The organism is Promicromonospora thailandica, from assembly GCF_024171955.1.
Lineage (GTDB): Bacteria > Actinomycetota > Actinomycetes > Actinomycetales > Cellulomonadaceae > Promicromonospora > Promicromonospora thailandica.
This window is the reverse complement of the sequence record NZ_JAMTCS010000004.1, coordinates 259,722-276,599: the sequence shown is the minus strand read 5'-3', so window position 1 is coordinate 276,599 and position 16,878 is coordinate 259,722. Positions and strand designations below refer to the sequence as shown.

11 protein-coding genes and 1 riboswitch are annotated in these 16,878 nt (G+C 74.8%); of the genes, 4 read left to right on the top strand and 7 right to left on the bottom strand.

The window, feature by feature from the left end:
• Positions 1-32: 32 nt before the first annotated feature.
• Positions 33-1,007: an NAD(P)-dependent oxidoreductase gene (locus APR03_RS08365; RefSeq protein ID WP_253834573.1), complete on the bottom strand. Its 975-nt coding sequence runs from the start codon at positions 1,005-1,007 to the stop codon at positions 33-35.
• A 90-nt stretch (positions 1,008-1,097) separates the two neighbouring features.
• A complete protein-coding gene (locus APR03_RS08360; RefSeq protein ID WP_308216461.1) occupies positions 1,098-2,006 on the bottom strand; it encodes a C40 family peptidase in 909 nt (302 codons plus the stop codon).
• A gap of 1 nt (position 2,007) precedes the next feature.
• Positions 2,008-2,158: riboswitch (cyclic di-AMP (ydaO/yuaA leader) on the bottom strand.
• A gap of 153 nt (positions 2,159-2,311) precedes the next feature.
• On the opposite strand from APR03_RS08360, the gene APR03_RS08355 reads away from it, so the two are divergent.
• Entirely contained in the window at positions 2,312-3,928 is a 1,617-nt protein-coding gene (locus APR03_RS08355) for a phytoene desaturase family protein (RefSeq protein ID WP_253834571.1), read from the top strand.
• Positions 3,929-4,000: 72 nt separating this feature from the next.
• Here the strand turns inward: APR03_RS08355 and cydC are convergent, their stop codons facing one another.
• The 4 genes from cydC to APR03_RS08335 are packed head-to-tail and all read right to left on the bottom strand — an operon-like array spanning position 4,001 to position 10,224.
• Entirely contained in the window at positions 4,001-5,800 is a 1,800-nt protein-coding gene (gene cydC, locus APR03_RS08350) for a thiol reductant ABC exporter subunit CydC (RefSeq protein WP_253834562.1), read from the bottom strand.
• Complete coding sequence (gene cydD, locus APR03_RS08345) at positions 5,797-7,659, bottom strand: thiol reductant ABC exporter subunit CydD (RefSeq protein ID WP_253834779.1); 1,863 nt, start codon at positions 7,657-7,659, stop codon at positions 5,797-5,799. Before cydD ends, cydC begins: the two co-directional genes overlap by 4 nt.
• Positions 7,656-8,711, bottom strand: coding sequence for a cytochrome d ubiquinol oxidase subunit II (gene cydB / locus APR03_RS08340; protein ID WP_275977257.1), 1,056 nt, complete (start codon positions 8,709-8,711; stop codon positions 7,656-7,658). The genes cydD and cydB overlap by 4 nt, the downstream gene beginning before the upstream one ends.
• Positions 8,712-8,727: 16 nt before the next feature.
• Positions 8,728-10,224, bottom strand: a complete 1,497-nt coding sequence (locus tag APR03_RS08335) for a cytochrome ubiquinol oxidase subunit I (protein WP_253834559.1) — start codon at positions 10,222-10,224, stop codon at positions 8,728-8,730.
• Between the two features lie 482 nt (positions 10,225-10,706).
• Between APR03_RS08335 and APR03_RS08330 the strand changes: the two genes are divergently transcribed.
• From APR03_RS08330 to APR03_RS08320, 3 genes are all read left to right on the top strand, one after another.
• Positions 10,707-14,267, top strand: a complete 3,561-nt coding sequence (locus APR03_RS08330) for a ribonuclease E/G (protein WP_253834557.1) — start codon at positions 10,707-10,709, stop codon at positions 14,265-14,267.
• A gap of 190 nt (positions 14,268-14,457) precedes the next feature.
• Positions 14,458-15,609 (top strand): acyltransferase family protein, encoded by a 1,152-nt coding sequence (locus tag APR03_RS08325; protein ID WP_253834555.1) that lies wholly within the window; start codon positions 14,458-14,460, stop codon positions 15,607-15,609.
• Positions 15,610-15,635: 26 nt separating this feature from the next.
• Positions 15,636-16,238 carry a thymidine kinase gene (locus APR03_RS08320; RefSeq protein ID WP_253834553.1) on the top strand — a complete coding sequence of 201 codons (603 nt, stop codon included), beginning with the start codon at positions 15,636-15,638 and terminating at the stop codon, positions 16,236-16,238.
• Here the strand turns inward: APR03_RS08320 and APR03_RS08315 are convergent.
• Positions 16,225-16,815 carry a protein-L-isoaspartate O-methyltransferase family protein gene (locus APR03_RS08315; protein WP_253834777.1) on the bottom strand — a complete coding sequence of 197 codons (591 nt, stop codon included), beginning with the start codon at positions 16,813-16,815 and terminating at the stop codon, positions 16,225-16,227. The genes APR03_RS08320 and APR03_RS08315 overlap by 14 nt on opposite strands.
• Positions 16,816-16,878 lie beyond the last annotated feature (63 nt).

Below are 16,878 nucleotides of genomic sequence, written 5' to 3'. Positions count from 1 at the left end.
GCTCGATGCGCTACCGCGCTGAGCTCGATGCGCTACCGCGCGAGGTTGCGCGGGGTCTCGCCCGCACGCCAGCGGGTCAGCTGGTCGGCCAGGAACGCGGCCGCGCGCCGTGGCCGCCCGCCCGCCACGTGCGGCGTGAGGATCAGGTTCGGCACGTCCCAGAGCGGTGAGTCCTCGGGGAGCGGCTCGGTCTCCATGACGTCCAGCGCCGCGCCGCCCAGCCGGCCGGAGCGCAGCGCGTCCTCCAGCGCGGCCTCGTCGACGGTGGCCCCCCGGCCCACGTTCACGAACCGCGCGGCCGGCGGCAGCAGGGCCAGCAGGCGGGCGTCGAGGATGTGCCTCGTGGCGGGCAGCGCGGGCAGCAGCGAGACCAGCAGGTCGGTCCGCGCCAGCTGCGCCTCCAGCTCGTCCGCGCCGACCACGGGGTACCCGGCCCGCTCGCCGGCGCGCGAGGCGACGCCCGTGACCTGGGCGCCGAGCGCGGTCAGCAGCGGGGCGAGCCGCAGCGCGATCGAGCCGAAGCCCCAGACGGTCACCCGCGCGCCGTCGAGCGTGTACTCCTGCTCGGTGGCCGGCTCGGCCTGGGCGAACGTGATCTCCTTGGCCCACCGGTGCTCCCGCTGGGCGGCCAGCGAGACGTCGATGCGGCGCACGGTGGCCAGGATCAGGGCCAGGGCGTGCTCGGCCACGGTGTCGTCGTGCAGCGACTGCCCGGAGCAGATGACGACGTCCGGGCCGAACCCGGCCTTGAGCGCCACGTCCGGCCCGGCGGACAGCGTCTGGACCCAGCGCAGCCGGGTGAGCCGGCGGGCGGCGTCGGCCACGACCTTCGGCGGGCTGGACCACGTGACCAGCACGTCGGCGTCGGTGTGCTCCTCGGGGACGGGCTCGTTCATCGCGTAGGCGACCACGGTGTCGGTGCCGCCGGGGCCGAAGGAGGCTCCGCCGTCGGGCAGCCGGGACGGGAAGTCGAGGTCGAACGGGACGTCCGGTACGAGGATCTTCACGCCGGGGACGTTACCGGACGCCGCCCGGGTGACGCGCGGACGCCCGCCCGGACGCCGTGGTCCGGGCGGGCGTCGGCGACGGCCGCGGGGTCAGCCGGTCACGCGGATGTAGACGGGGTTGTTCTGCCACATCTCGGTGTAGTGCACGGGCACGCCCTCCTGCTGGGCCTCGACGACCATGCCGTCGCCCGCGTAGAGGGAGACGTGCCCGGACGTCCAGACGATGTCGCCCGGGCGGGCCTCGGCGGCCGAGACCTGGTAGCCCACGGTCGACATCGCGCTCGAGCTGTGCGGGAGGCTGACCCCGAGCTGGGCGTAGACGTACTGGATGAGCCCGGAGCAGTCGAAGCCGCTGGGGGAGGCTCCGCCCCACACGTAGGGCACGCCCACGTACTCGAGCGCCAGGTTGACGGCCTGCTGGCCCAGGTCGGCGGAGCTCTCGGAGGCGGCGGCCGCGGCCTCCGCCTCGGCCTTCGCGGCGGCCTCGGCGGCCGCTGCCGCCTCCGCCGCTGCCCTGGCCTCCGCCTCGGCCTTCGCGCGGGCCTCGGCCTCGGCCTTGGCACGCGCCTCGGCCTCCGCCTTCGCCCTGGCCTCGGCGATGCCCTCCTCGGTCTCGGCGTACGGGGTCACGGACACCCGCCCGCTCTCGGCCCAGAACTCGGCCTTCTGCGTGACCTTGACCTTGGTGACCAGGTTGTCGGCGAAACCGGCGCGGACCGTGGCGTCCACGGTGTTGCTGACCGGCGTGGCGTTCGCCAGCGTGGCCTGGGTGTGCGTCTCGGCGGGGGCCGTGTGGGCGGTCTGGGTGAAGACCGAGGCCAGCATGCCGGACGTGACGACAGCGATGGCGCCCGTGCGGGCGGCGTTCTCTGCGGCGGTCTGGGTGAGTGCGGTGAAGGGGGTGAGGGCGGGGCCCTCGGCGCGGTGCCTGCCGCGGTAGCTGGGACGGTCTGCCTGGTCGTCCGCCCAGTCCTGGGTGCGGTCGGTGAGTACGGTCACCTGTGATCTCCTCGGACGCCTACGAGGTGAGCTGTCGGGTTCGGATGGGGAGTTCGATCACCCGGCCTCTGACGAGGCTTCACCCCGAGGACACTCGCGTGCCCGGCTTACCTGGTTCCCCCGCCCCTGTCACGTCGTAGCTGCTCAGGACCGGTGACAGGGCTCGGCGTCCGGACCTGGACCTCCCCGCTGCTGGAGAGGTGAGACCGACCGTACCGGCACCTTCCTCAAATGTCACGATTAGGTCACATACCGTCTTGTGATGGAACTCTCTTGGCAATGAGTTCCGTGTCACCATGTCCGCCATGGTCGATCCCACCGCGCCCCACCCGCCCGCGCGCCTGAGCTCCCGCTACGACGCCGTCGTCGTCGGCGGCGGGCACAACGGGCTCACCGCGGCCGCCTACGCGGCCCGGGCCGGCCGCTCCGTCCTCGTGCTCGAACGCGCCGACCACGTGGGCGGCGCCGCCGTCTCGGCCCGGCCGTTCCCGGGCGTCGACGCGCGGCTCTCCCGCTACTCCTACCTGGTCTCGCTGCTGCCGCGGCGTGTGGTCGACGAGCTGGGGCTCCCGATCACGCTCCGGCGCCGCCGCTACTCGTCGTACACGCCCGTGGGCGACGGCGGCCTCCTCGTCGACACGCAGGACGACGACGCCACGCGCGCCTCGTTCCGCCGCCTCACCGGCTCCGACGCCGACGTCGAGGCATGGGGCCGGTTCTACGCGATGACCGCCGAGGTGGCCCGCCGGCTCGCGCCCACCCTCACCGAACCCCTGCTCTCGCGTGCGGCCGTCCGCGACCTCGTGGTCGACGGCGTGGGCGAGGAGGCCTGGCGCGCCCTGTTCGAGGAACCCCTGGGCGGCCTGCTGCGCCGCACCTTCGCCGACGACGTCGTGCGCGGCGTCGCCGCCACCGACGGCCTCATCGGCACGTTCGCCGACCTCGACGAGCCGTCCCTGCGCCAGAACCGCTGCTTCCTCTACCACGTGATCGGCAACGGCACCGGTGACTGGGACGTGCCCGTGGGCGGCATGGGCGCCGTATCGGGAGCGCTGCGCGACGCCGCCGTGGCGGCCGGGGCGACGATCCTCACCTCCGCGACCGTCACCGCCGTCGACCCCGGCGCCGCGGGCGTCGAGATCACCTGGACCGACGCCGACGGGCACACCCGGGGCGTGACCGCCGGGCACGTGCTCGCGGGGTGCGCGCCCGCGGAGCTCGACCGGCTGCTGGCCGCGGCCGGGCGCGGGGCGGTGTCGGGGCCGCCCTCCCCGGCGCCCGCGCCCGAGGGGGCGCAGCTCAAGGTCAACATGCTGCTCCGGCGGCTGCCCCGGCTGCGCGACGGCGTGGACCCCGTCGCGGCGTTCAGCGGCACCCTGCACGTCAACGAGTCCCTGACCCAGCTCCAGGACGCCTACGCGCAGGCCGCCGCGGGCCGCATCCCCGACCTGCCCCCGAGCGAGATCTACTGCCACACGCTGTCCGACCGGTCGATCCTCGGCCCGGACCTCGCCGCGACCGACGCCCAGACCATCACGCTGTTCGGGCTGCACATGCCGGCACGGCTCTTCCGCGCGGACCCGGACGGCGCCCGCGAGCGCGCCCTGGCGGCCACGCTCGCGTCGCTGAACTCCGTGCTGGCCGAGCCGATCGAGGACGTGCTCGCGACCGACGCCGACGGCGCGCCCTGCCTGGAGGTGCGCACCCCGGTGGACCTGGAGGGCGACGTCGGGCTGCCGGGCGGGCACATCTTCCACCGCGACCTGACCTGGCCCTTCGCCGAGTCCGACGACGACACCGCGCGCTGGGGCGTCGAGACGGAGCACCACCGGGTGCTGCTCGCGGGCGCCGGGGCCCGCCGCGGCGGGGGAGTGAGCGGCATCCCGGGCCGCGCGGCGGCTATGGCGCTGCTGGCACCCTGACGCCGCCCGACGGGCCGTCGACCACAGCGGCTGCTGCCACGGAGGCCCCGAGCCCGGCAGCACCCGCTGTGGTCAACGGCCTCGTCGACCGTGCTCCTGCGCTGCCGCCCAGGCGTAGGCCGGGTCCGTGGCGAGGAGATGCTCGTGCCGACCGCGGGCGACGGCGGTCGCGGGACCGTCCCCGGGGCGGCGGCCCAGGAGCAGCACCTCGTCCGCGACGGCCAGGGGCGTGAGCCGGTGCGTCGCCAGCAGGACGGCGCGGCCCGTCGCCCGGGCGTGCGCCGCGAGGGTGCGCACCAGCGCGTCCGCGGTGTCGCCGTCGAGGTGCTCCGCGGGCTCGTCCACGAGCAGCACCCGCGCGGGCGACAGCAGCGCCCGGGCCACCAGCAGCCGTCGGCGCTCGCCGCCCGAGACGGCGGCCGCGTCCGTGCCCACCACGGTGTCCAGCCCCTCCGGGAGCGCGGCCAGCCAGCCGCCCAGCCCGACGGCGTCGAGCGCCGCGCGGGCCTCGTCGGGCGTCACGTCGCCGCGCGCAACCCGCAGGTTCTCCAGCACCGTGGTGTCGAAGACGTGCCCGTCCTCGGCGACGAACAGGGCCCCGGGGCCGCTCACCGTGCCCGACACCGGCGGCACGAGCCCGGCCGCCGTCATCAGCACCGTCGTCTTGCCGACGCCGGACGGCCCCGCCAGCGCGACCACGGAGCCCGGCCGCAGCGCCAGCGACACCCCGTCGACGGCCACGGCGGGCCGCCCATCTGCCCGGAGCCACCCCGCGGCGACGTCCTCCAGGACAAGGCCCCCCTCCGGGTCGGACGCACAGTCCGCCCGAGCGACCTGGTCCTCTGACCCGTCTGCCGGGAGGAGCACCAGCAGGCGCCGCGCCGCCTCGCGCGAGCGGTGCAGCTGCACCGCCGCGGCCGGCAGCCCCGCGGTCGCCTCGAACACCGCGAGCGGCGTCAGCACGATCACGGTCAGCGCCTCCGGCGACAGCGACCCCGCCAGCGCCGCCGGGATGCCGAACGCCAGCGACGCGAGCACCGCCAGACCCTGCGCGAGCGCCCCCAGCCCGGCGGCGAGGCCGGAGGTGCGGGCGCCGTCGTCCGCCACGGCCGACAGCCGCGCGTCCGCCGCGTCCAGGTCGCGCAGCCGCGCGTCGAACCGGCCCGTGACGCGCAGCGCCGCCGACTCCTCCAGCAGCTCCAGCGACACCGCCGACACCTCGCCGCGGACCGTCGCGCCCCGCGCCTCCGTGCGGGCCGCCGCGCGCGCCGCGAGCCACGGCGTCACCACGCCCGCGAGCACCAGGCACAGCGCCAGCGCCACCCCGGCGGCAGGCAGCAGCACACCCAGGAGCACCACCGACCCCAGCGACGTCACCACGGCGATCCCGGCGGGGATCAGCGCGCGGACCACGACGTCGCCCACGTCGTCGACGTCCTGGCCGATCCGGGCCAGCAGCTCGCCACGCCGCACGGTGACCGGGCGGTCATCTTCGGCGAGCCGCTCGTACACGTTGGCCCGCAGCGCCGCCATGCCCCGCAGGGCCACGTCGTGGGACGCGAGGCGCTCGCAGTAGCGCAGCACCCCGCGCCCGATGCCGAACGCCCGCACCGACACCACGGCCACCGACAGCGTGAGCACCGGCGGCATCTGTGACGCCCGCGCGACGAGCCACGCCGCGACGGCGGCGAGCCCGATCGCGCAGGTCAGCGCCAGCACGCCGAGCGTGATCGCCGCCGCGACCTTGCCCGGGCGCACCTCCAGCAGAGGCAGCACCCGCCGCAGCGGGTCGCGGCGCGGCACCGGGGCGGCAGCACGGCGGGGCTCGGACGCCGCCGCGCGGGCCGGAGCCTGGCTGACCTGGTCGATCATGGGGCCTCCCGGCCGGTGGGTGCGGTCGCCGACGGTGCCCCCACGAGCGCCGCCGGGTCCGTCGCCGAGCGGACCTCGACCACCTGGTCCGCGAGGGCGAGCAGCGAGGCGCGGTGCGCCACGACGAGCACGGTGCGGCCCGCGTCGCGCCAGGCCCGGACGGTGTCGAGCACGGCCTGCTCGCCGCGGGCGTCGAGGTGCGCGGTCGGCTCGTCGAGGATCACGAGGGGGCGCGCGGCGGCGTCGTCCAGCAGGGCCGACGTGAGCGCCACGCGCTGCCGCTGCCCCACGGACAGCCCCACGCCGCCGAGCCCGATGCGCGTGTCCCAGCCGTCCGGCAGGGCGTCGACCACGGCGTCCAGCCCGGTCAGGCGGGCGGCCCGAGCGAGGGCGCGGTCCGGGTCGGGGCGAGGGGCGCCGCCGAGCACGACGTCGCGCAGGCGCCCCGGCGGGAGGGTCGGCCGCTGCGGAACCCACGTGAGCCGCGCCCACCAGGCTGCGAGCCCGTCGCCCGCGGGATCGGCCAGGGGATCGGCCAGGGAATCGGTCAGGGCACGCACCGGGCCGTCGTCCGGCTCCAGCCCGACCCGCCCGGAGTCCGGTGCGAGCAGGCCGAGCAGCACCAGCACGGCGGTCGACTTGCCCGCACCGCTCGGCCCCCGCAGCGCGACGACCCGGCCGGTGCCCGGCTGCCCGGTGCCCAGCGGGATCCGCGCGGACAGGCCGGCGGGCGCGAGCACCCCGCGGCCGCCGGCGCGCACGGAGACGTCGTCGAGCACGAGCGTCCCGCCGCGCGAGCGACCGGTCCCGTGCCCGGCGCCGTCCCCGGTCCCGGAGGTCCCCGAGCTGCCCGCGTCGAGCAGAGTGAACGCCCGGTCCACCGCCGCGACCCCGTCGACCGACGCGTGGAACTCCGCGCCCACCCGTCGCAGCGGCAGGTACACCTCGGGTGCCAGCACGAGCACCGCCAGCGCCGGCTCCAGCTCCATGCCGCCCTCGACGAGCCGCAGCCCCACCCCCACGGCGATGATCGCCACGGACAGCGTGGTGAGCAGCTCCAGCACCATCGACGACAGGAACGCGACGCGCAGCGTGCCCATCGTGGCCCGGCGGGACGCGTCGCCCAGCGCGCGTACCCGCGCGCCGGGCCCGACGGACCGCCCGAAGGCACGCAGCGTCGGCAGCCCGGCCACGAGGTCGAGCACCTGGGCCCCGAGCCGCTCGACGACGGCGAGCCGCCGCTGCGACGTCCCCGCCGTCAGCCGCCCGACCAGCACCATGAACAGCGGCACGAGCGGCAGCGTGACCACGGCGATCACCGCCGACACCCAGTCCAGCCCCAGCACCACGCACACCAGCGCGGGGGTGAGCAGCGCCGTGAGCACGAGCTGGGGCACGTACCGCACCAGGTACGGCTCGAGCGCGTCGAGACCGCGCGTCGCGAGGGTCGCGACCTCGGCCTCGGGGCTCGCCCCGCCCGACGCCGTCGACCCGGACGCGGACCCGGCCGCGCCGTCCGGCGTCGGCCAGGACGCCCGCGGGCCGCGCCGCGCCCACGCCTCGACCACCGCACGCCGCAGCTCGGCGACGGTGCGGGCAGCCGCGCGCAGCGCGTACCGCTCCTGCGCCCAGGCGACGACGGCGCGCCCGCCCACCACCAGCGCGAGGCCCGCGAAGGACCAGGACAGCGCCGGGGCGGAGGTGCCGTCGCCGCGCACGACCGGCGTCAGGAGGTCGGCGATCAGGAGCGCCTGCGCGACGATCAGACCCGCGGCCGCCACGCCCAGCCCGACGGTGAGCGCCACGTACCACCGCGCGGCTCGGGCCTCGCGCAGGAGTCGGGGGTCGAGGGGTCTCAGAACGCCGACTCCTTGATCTTCTTCCAGGTGAGCCCGGCGGGCGCGGGGATGTGGTCCACCGTGAGGCGGCGCCGGAAGACCCAGTAGGTCCACCCCTGGTACAGGATCACCAGCGGCGTGAGGAACGCGGCCACCCAGGTCATGATGGTCAGGGTGTACGGGGTCGACGACGCCTCGGCGACGGTCAGGGCGTTGCCGCCGTCCAGGCCGGGCATGACGTCGGGGTACATGGAGCCGAAGATGAGCACGGCGGCAGCGACGATCGTCACGGCCGACAGGCCGAAGGCCCAACCCTCGCGCCCCGCCCGGTTCGTCAGGACCACGCCGACCAGGGCCGCCGCGGCGACGGCCACGACCGCCCACGTCCAGGTCGCGGAGAACGCGACCTGCGCCCAGACCGCCCAGCCGCCGGCCACGAGCACGGCTACCGGTGCCAGCACGCCTGCCCACCGCCGGGCCCTCGCCCGGATGTCGCCGTCGGTCTTGAGCGCCACGAACACCGAGCCGTGCAGCAGGAACAGCACGAGCGTCGTGGCGCCGCCGAGCAGCGAGAACGGGTTGATGAGGGCCCAGAAGCCGCCCACGTACTGGTGTGCCTCGTCGAGCTGGACGCCGCGCACCAGGTTGGCGAACGCCACGCCCCAGAGCACGGCGGGCACCCAGGAGCCCACCTGGATCGCGAGGTCGCACCGACGGGCCCAGACGGCGTCGGAGATCTTGCCCCGGTACTCGATGGCGACGCCGCGCACGATCAGCGCCACCAGGATCAGCAGCAGCGGCAGGTAGAACCCGGAGAACAGGGTGGCGTACCACTCGGGGAACGCCGCGAAGGTGGCGCCGCCCGCGGTGATCAGCCACACCTCGTTGCCGTCCCACACGGGTCCGATGGTGTTCAGCAGGAGCCTGCGTTCCTTCTCCCGGTGGGCGGCGTCACCGCGGGGGAGCAGGGACATCAGCATCCCGACGCCGAAGTCGAACCCCTCGAGCACGAGGTATCCGGTCCACAGGACCGCGATGATGAGGAACCACACGAGTGCGAGATCCACTGTCATGTCCTTTGTCAGTCGGTCAGTAGGCGAACGAGAGTGGACGGTCGGTCTCGTCGCCCGCCGCCTCGGGGGACTCGTCGCGCACCGTGGCGGGCACGCCCTCGACCGCGTAGCGGTGGATGAGGCGGTACCAGATCACGGCCAGCACGCCGTAGAGCAGCGTGAAGACGATCATCGACGTGAGCACCATGCCGGGGCTCACCACCTGCGAGACGCCGCGCATCGTGAGCAGCCGGATCTCGTCGATGCCGGTGGGGTTGGGCGCCACGACCCAGGGCTGGCGGCCCATCTCGGTGAAGATCCAGCCGAACGACGAGGCGAGGAACGGCGTGGGGATGGCGGCGAGGCCGATGCGGGCCAGCCACGGGTTGTCGCTGACCCGGCCGCCCCGCGTGAACCAGAGGGCGGCGAGCGCGAGCAGCGCGGACCCGGCGGCGAAGCCGATCATGAGCCGGAAGCTCCAGTACGTCACGGCGAGGTTCGGCGTGTAGGAGATGGGGTCGCCGGCGTCGTCGGTCTCGCCGAACCGCTCGGCGTACTGCTGCTGCACGTCGTCCACGCCGGGCAGGAAGCTCTCCGGGCCGGAGAAGTGCCCCGTGCCCAGGTAGCTGGCCAGGCCGGGCACCTCCAGGATGTGCCGCACGCCCTCGCACGAGTTGGACAGGTCGCCGATGGTCAGGATCGAGAAGCTGGCCGCCTCCTCGCCCTCGCACAGCGCCTCGGCCGACGCCATCTTGCCCGGCTGCTGCTCGAACATCAGCTTGCCCTGGACGTCGCCGGTCAGCGCGACGCCGACGCCGGCGACCAGCATCACCACGGTGCCGAGCACCACGGCCGGTCGGTAGACGTTCCGCGCCAGCTCGACGTCGTCGGGCCGCCTCGTACGGGCCAGGCGCACCATCCACCACGCGGCGATGCCGGCCACGAAGGTGCCGGCCGTCAGGAACGCGGCCGCGACGGCGTGCGGGAAGGCCGCCCACAGCGTGTTGTTGGCGAGGATCGCCCAGATGGACTCCATCTCGGCGCGGCCCGTCTCGGGGTTGTAGCGGGCGCCCACCGGGTGCTGCATCCACGAGTTGGCGGCCAGGATGAAGAAGGCCGAGAGGTTCACCGCGACCGCGACGGCCCAGATGCAGGCCAGGTGCACCCTCTTGTTCAGCCGGTCCCAGCCGAAGATCCACAGGCCGAGGAACGTGGACTCGACGAAGAACGCGGCCAGCGCTTCCATCGCCAGGGGAGCGCCGAACACGTCGCCCACGAACCGGGAGTACTCGCTCCAGTTCATGCCGAACTGGAACTCCTGCACGATGCCGGTGACGACGCCGAGCGCGAAGTTGATCAGGAACAGCTTGCCGAAGAACTTGGTCAGCCGTAGCCAGCGCTCGTTCCCGGTGCGCACCCAGGCGGTCTGCATGATCGCCACGAGCGGGGCGAGGCCGATCGTGAGCGGGACGAAGATGAAGTGGTAGACGGTGGTGATGCCGAACTGCCAGCGTGCCAGGTCGAGAGCGTCCACTCCGGGCTCCTGTGTGGTCTGCGAGGGGCTCCGAACAGGCGAGGCCCACGCTTGTGAATGTCTTCACAAGCCACTGTACACGCCGCTGAGCACGGGAGAGGCAGGCCGGGTGTCCTGTGCGATACTGGTCGGAGCCGCGCGGGCCCACATCCCTGCGTGGCCTGCAGAGTCCAGAACTGCTCGCGTTCCGCACGCGGTGCCGCTGTCACGTCAGAACGTGGCCGCAGGCGTCCGCGAAGACCGCAGGCAGGGGCCGCAGCCGAGACTTCCGTCCGGATGGGTCGCTTCGCCGCGACACATCGCCGGACGACCGACCGCCTGGCGGTCCGCGTGGTGTGGAGCGGACTCCGGCTACAGGAGCACCTCACGTGACGCCTTCCAGCACCACCGGTTCGACCATCGGGTCACAGGATGATCACGACGCACCTGAGGCGAATGCCCAGGTCACCACTGGTGGGGAGGCCCCGGCGGACAGTACGCCGGTGAAGCGCCCGCGCCGTCGGGCCACCCGTTCCGTCGTCTCGACGGCCAGTGCGGGCCCCATCGTCGTCGGTTCGTCCGACACCCCTTCGACCCCGGCCGAGGGCCAGCCCGTGACCACGGGCGGCACCGCCGCCGTGGCCACCTCGCCGGCGCCGGCGTCCGGTGAGCCGGCCGCGCGGCGTCCGCGCCGCCGCGCCACGCGCGGTGTGTCCTCGCCGACCGCCCCGGCCACCCCACCGACGGCGGACGAGCAGTCCGCGCCGGGGCAGGAGCCCGCCGCGACTGAGACGGATGTCACTGCGCCGGTCCCGGCCACGGAGCCCGTCGCCGCCGACGCCGAGACGATCGACGTGGACGCGGCAGCCGCCGAGCCCACCGGCACCGGCGCACCCGAGGTCGCCGAGATCGAGCCGGTCGCGGGTGCCACGGAGCCCGCAGCCGACGAGCCCGCGTCCGCCCCGCTGGACCTCGAGCTGCCCGAGCCCGTGACGCCCGCCGAGCCGGCGGCCCGCGAGGTCGCGAGCCTCGACGACATCGTGCTGCCCGGCGCCCCGACGCAGGACGCCGAGCAGACCGCGCCGCGTCGCCGCACCCGCCGGAAGGCGGAACCGGCCGAGGCCGCCGCCGCAGAGGCCGCACCTGCCCCCGAGGCCACCGAGCCCGCCGCGGAGGCGCCCCGGCGCAGCCGCTCGCGCCGCAAGCCCGCCGAGCAGGTCGCGGACCCCGCGGCCGAGACACCCGCCGAGACGCCCGCGGCCAGCGAGGTCCCGGCCGAGGAGCCCGCCGAGCAGGCTCCGAAGGCCCGTGCGCGCCGCAGCCGCCGGGCGACCTCCGCCGCCCCGGCCGCCCAGCCCCCGGCACCCGCCGAGGAGGCCGCGGCCGAGCAGACCCCGGTCTCGCCCGCCGCGACCACCTCGGGCACCCGCGTGCCCCGCCTGGCCACGACGGCGCTGCTCTTCCAGGCGCCGGACGACTCCGCCCGCCGTTCGCGCCGCGCCCAGGCCCCGGCCGGACCGCCGCGTCCCCAGGACCTGACGCCGCAGTTCGCGCGCCCCGTGCCGCGCACGGTCGAGGAGCCGACCGCGGCTCCCGCCGAGCCGAGCGCGCCCGCGACCCCGGCGGCCGAGCCCGCGACGCAGCACACGACCGGAAGCGCGGCCGAGCCCACGACCGCGGCCGAGGCGCCCGCCGAGCCCCGCGCCCGCCGGTCGCGCCGAGCCGTGCGCCGCACGGGCGAGTCCGCTGCCCGTCCTGAGCAGGCGGAGCCCGCCGCGCCCGCGCAGGACGAGACCGCCCCGGAGGCCGAGGTGGCTCCGGCCGCTCCGGCGACCCCGCAGTTCGTCGCCGCCGAGCTGAGCGCCGACGATGCCGCGGCCGTCGACGAGGTCGGTGCGATCGAGGACGAGCTGGTCGCCGAGGGCGTCGAGCTCGAGGAGCTCGCCCCGGAGGACTTCGAGGAGTACGACGACGAGGAGGTGCGCCCGTCGCGCCGTCGTCGTCGCCGGGGTGGCCGGGGTCGCCGCGGCGGCCGGGCCGGTCGCGGGGACGACCAGGACGACTCGGCCGACGAGGACGAGGGCCAGGACGACGACCAGGACGAGGATGCGCAGGCGTCCTCCGACGAGGATGTCGACGGCGAGGCCGACTCCGACGACGAGGGCGACGCCCAGGACGCCGCGGACGGTGACGGTGAGGGCGGCAGCCGCCGTCGGCGCCGTCGTCGGCGGGGCACGCGGGGCGAGCGTGCCGAGGCCGCGGCCGCGCGGTCCAGCCGCAGTGACGAGGTCACCGCGCTCAAGGGCTCCACGCGCCTGGAGGCGAAGAAGCAGCGCCGCCGCGAGGGTCGCGACCACGGCCGGCGCCGCCAGATCATCACCGAGGCCGAGTTCCTGGCCCGCCGCGAGTCGGTGCAGCGGTCGATGATCGTGCGCGAGAAGAACGGCCGCACGCAGATCGCGGTGCTGGAGGACGGCGTGCTCGTGGAGCACTACGTCTCGCAGCAGTCGCAGGCGTCGATGGCCGGCAACGTGTACCTGGGCCGGGTCCAGAACGTGCTGCCCTCGATGGAGGCGGCGTTCGTCGACGTCGGCAAGGGCCGTAACGCCGTCCTGTACGCCGGTGAGGTCAACTGGGACGCCGCGGGCCTGGAGGGTCAGCCGCGTCGCATCGAGCAGGCGCTGAAGTCGGGCGACTCGGTGCTGGTGCAGGTCACCAAGGACCCGATCGGGCACAAGGGCGCCCGCCTGACGAGCCAGATCACGCTGGCCGGCCGGTACCTGGTGTTCGTGCCGGGCGGCGGCATGACCGGCATCAGCCGCAAGCTGCCCGACACCGAGCGGTCGCGCCTCAAGAAGATCCTGCGCGAGGTCGTGCCGGACGGCGCGGGCGTCATCGTGCGCACCGCCGCGGAGGGCGCGAGCGAGGACGAGCTGCGCGCCGACGTCGAGCGCCTGCAGGGCCAGTGGGACGCGATCCAGGCCAAGTCGAAGAAGGCCTCGGCGCCCGCGCTGCTCCAGGGTGAGCCGGACATGGCGATCCGCGTGGTCCGCGACATCTTCAACGACGACTTCTCGTCGCTCGTGGTGCAGGGCGAGGGCGCGTGGGACGAGATCGCGCACTACGTGGAGGAGCTCGCGCCCGACCTGCGCGAGCGTGTCTCCAAGTGGGCCGAGAACACCGACGTGTTCGCGGTGCACCGCGTGGACGAGCAGCTCGCGAAGGGTATGGACCGCAAGGTCTGGCTGCCCTCGGGCGGTTCGCTGGTCATCGACCGCACCGAGGCGATGACGGTCGTGGACGTCAACACCGGCAAGTTCACCGGTGCGGGCGGCACGCTCGAGGAGACCGTCACGCGGAACAACCTCGAGGCGGCCGAGGAGATCGTGCGGCAGCTGCGCCTGCGCGACATCGGCGGCATCATCGTCATCGACTTCATCGACATGGTGCTCGAGTCCAACCGTGACCTGGTGCTGCGGCGCCTGGTCGAGTGCCTCGGCCGCGACCGCACCAAGCACCAGGTGGCCGAGGTGACCTCGCTGGGCCTGGTCCAGATGACGCGCAAGCGCGTGGGCCAGGGTCTCGTCGAGGCGTTCTCGGAGACCTGCGAGCACTGCAAGGGCCGCGGCTTCATCGTGCACGAGGAGCCGATCGAGAAGTCGGGCAACGGCACGGGTGGCGCCCCCGCGGCGTCCGAGGAGGGTCCGCGCTCCGCGCGCGCCCGCCGCAAGCGCGGCAAGGAGAAGGCCGTGCAGCCGGAGCCCGCTCCGGTCGCCAGCCTGCCCGAGGAGCGGTCGGAGGCCCGCGAGGCGGTCAAGGCCACGCTCGCGACCATCGCCGCCGCGGCGCAGCACGCCCACGAGACGCACGAGACGAAGGACGTGGCCCCGGACGGCCCGGCCTCCCTGGACGAGATCCAGCTTCCGGCAGCGGGCTCGCCCGACCCGGTCCCGTCGTCCGGCACGGCGGCGGACGCCGTCGCCCCGGCCGCCGACGCGCCGGAGGGAGGCTCCGGCCCTGGGCAGCCGGAACCGCCCAAAGGAGCCGGCGACGAGGTCGCCTGAGCAGAAGAAGGGCTTCTGGGCACGGCTGTTCGGCCTGTGACCTGACGTCCGGGAAGAGGGTCGCCACCGCGAGGTGGCGGCCCTCTTTTTCGTGCGCGCCTCGAAAACCGTTGCGGACCTCATGCGTTCTGTGGTTCATTAGTCGAGTAATGAACCAGTGAACGCCAACCTCTCGACGACGGAGCACACGGTGACGACAGAACACACGGTGACGACGACCGCCCCACCCCGCGCCAGAACCCGGCTCGGCTACATCGACAACCTGCGGATCCTGCTCGCGGTGCTCGTCCTGGCGCACCACGCGGCGCTCACCTACGGTGCGCTGCCCATCTGGTACTGGACCGAGCCGAGCACGAGCGCCTCCGGCCTCGCACTCATGGCGTTCGTGCTGGTCACGGGCTGCTTCCGAATGGGCTTCTTCTTCATGATCGCCGGGCTCTTCGTGGCGGGGTCCGTGGACCGCAAGGGCGGGGGAGCGTTCGTCCGCGACCGGCTCGTCCGGCTCGGCGTGCCCCTGATCGCCTTCACCGCCCTGCTGCGGCCGCTGCTGACGCTGCACGCCCGCCCGGAGGACCAGCCGCTCGGCGAGTACTGGTTCAGCATCGTCGACCCGGGGCCGCTGTGGTTCGTCGAGGTCCTGCTCGTCATGTCGCTCGCCTACGTCGCCCTGCGGTGGCTGCGGACGCGGTCCGGCGGCCCCACCGCCGCCGAGCTGCGTCCGACCGACCTGGCCGGACCGGTCGGCGCGGTCACCTGGCGGCGGATCGGCGCGCTCGTGGGACTGCTGACCGTGACCACGTTCCTCTGGCGGCTCGCCGTCCCGCTCGGCACCTTCTGGGAGATCGGCGCGCTCCCCACGCCGGCGAGCATGCCGCAGTACGTCACCCTCTTCACGGTCGGTGTGCTCGCCTCACGCCGCGGGTGGCTGGCGGGGCTCACCGCGCGGCAGGGGCGCGTGGGTCTGGTGGCAGCGCTCGTGACGGCGGGCCCGCTGCTGGTCACGATCCTGCCGTTCCTCTCGGGCGAGCCGGTGGGCCTGCCCCTCCAGATGGCTCAGAGCCTGCTGGAGAACGTCTTCGCCGTCGGCATGGTCATCGGCCTGCTGGTGCTGTTCCGCGACAAGGTGCAGGGCCGCCACGCCTGGGTGCGCTCCGCCGGGCGCAGCTCCTACGCCGTCTACGTCATCCACCCGGTGGTGCTCGTCGGCGTCGCGATGCTGCTCGCCCCGGTCGTGGCCCCGGCGGGAGTCAGGTGGCTGCTGCTGCTCGCGCTCGCGGTGCCCCTGTGCTGGCTGCTCGCAGGCCTGCTGCGCAAGGTCCCGGGGGTCTCGCGGGTGCTGTAGCGCGGACGTCTGCTTGACTGGCGCCCATGGAAGACGGTCTGGGCGCCGGCCGCCTCGAGGTGATCGCCGGCCCGATGTTCGCCGGCAAGTCGGAGGAGCTGCTGCGCCGCGTGCGCCGCGCCCGGATCGCCGGGCGCGGCGTCCTGGTGGTGAGCCACGCGCTCGACACCCGCCGGGGCGCCGGCCGCGTCACCTCGCACTCGGGCGCGGCCGTCCCGTCCCGCACGGTGTCCGACGCCGCGGGCATCCCCGCCCTGGTGGCCGACGGCGACGACGGCGCACCGGTCGAGCTGGTCGCCATCGACGAGGCCCAGTTCTTCGGCGCCGGCCTCGTGCCCGTCGTCTCGGAGCTGGCCGAGCAGGGCCTCGTCGTGGTCGTCGCGGGCCTGTCGGTAACCTTCGACGGGCAGCCGTTCGCCCCGCTGCCGGAGCTCATGGCGCTCGCGGAGTCGGTCGAGAAGCTCACCGCCGTCTGCTCGGTGTGCGGCGCGGACGCCGCGTTCCACGTGCGGGTGGCCGCCACTCCCGAGCCGGAGAGCCCGGGCGGCGCCTTGGTCCCCGTCGCCGCGCACGTGGGCGGCGCGGAGTCGTACGAGGCGCGCTGCCGGCGGCACCTCAGTCCTGGATGAGCGGCACGAAGCGGTAGCCGCCGTGGTCGGTCGCCCGCGTGCGCCCGTCCGGCAGCCGCTCGATGAGCAGCAGCGACGTCCGCACCGGGATCACCATGCGGCCGCCGTACCCGATCTGCGCCACCAGGGCGCGCGGCAGGGCGGGCGCTGAGGCCGACACCAGGATCCGGTCCCAGCCGTTCTCGCGGGGCATGCCCAGCACGCCGGGCTCGGCCTGCACCACCCTGGCCCACGTCATCGAGGTGCGTTCGACGTTCGCGGCGCCCCACGCGGCGAGCCGCTCGTCCCGCTCGACCCCGAGCACGTGCCCGTGGGGGCCGGTCAGGAACGCGAGCAGGGCGGTGCTCCAGCCGGAGCCCGACCCGACGTCGAGCACGCGCGCCCCGAGGGGGACCCGCAGCAGCCTGAGCATGGCCGCGACCGTGCTGGGCTGCGACGACGTCTGCCCGCGCCCGATCGGCAGCGGCCGGTCCTGGCCGGCGAAGGGCCGCTGGGACCGGGGCAGGAACTCACGCCGGGGCACCGCGCGCATCGCCCGGTCGATGTCGTCGTGCTCGACTGCCGCCATTGAGACCATCAGGATCACCTGCTCCAGAGTAGGCACAGGCGGATCCGGGTCGCCAGGTCCTCGCCCGGTCGG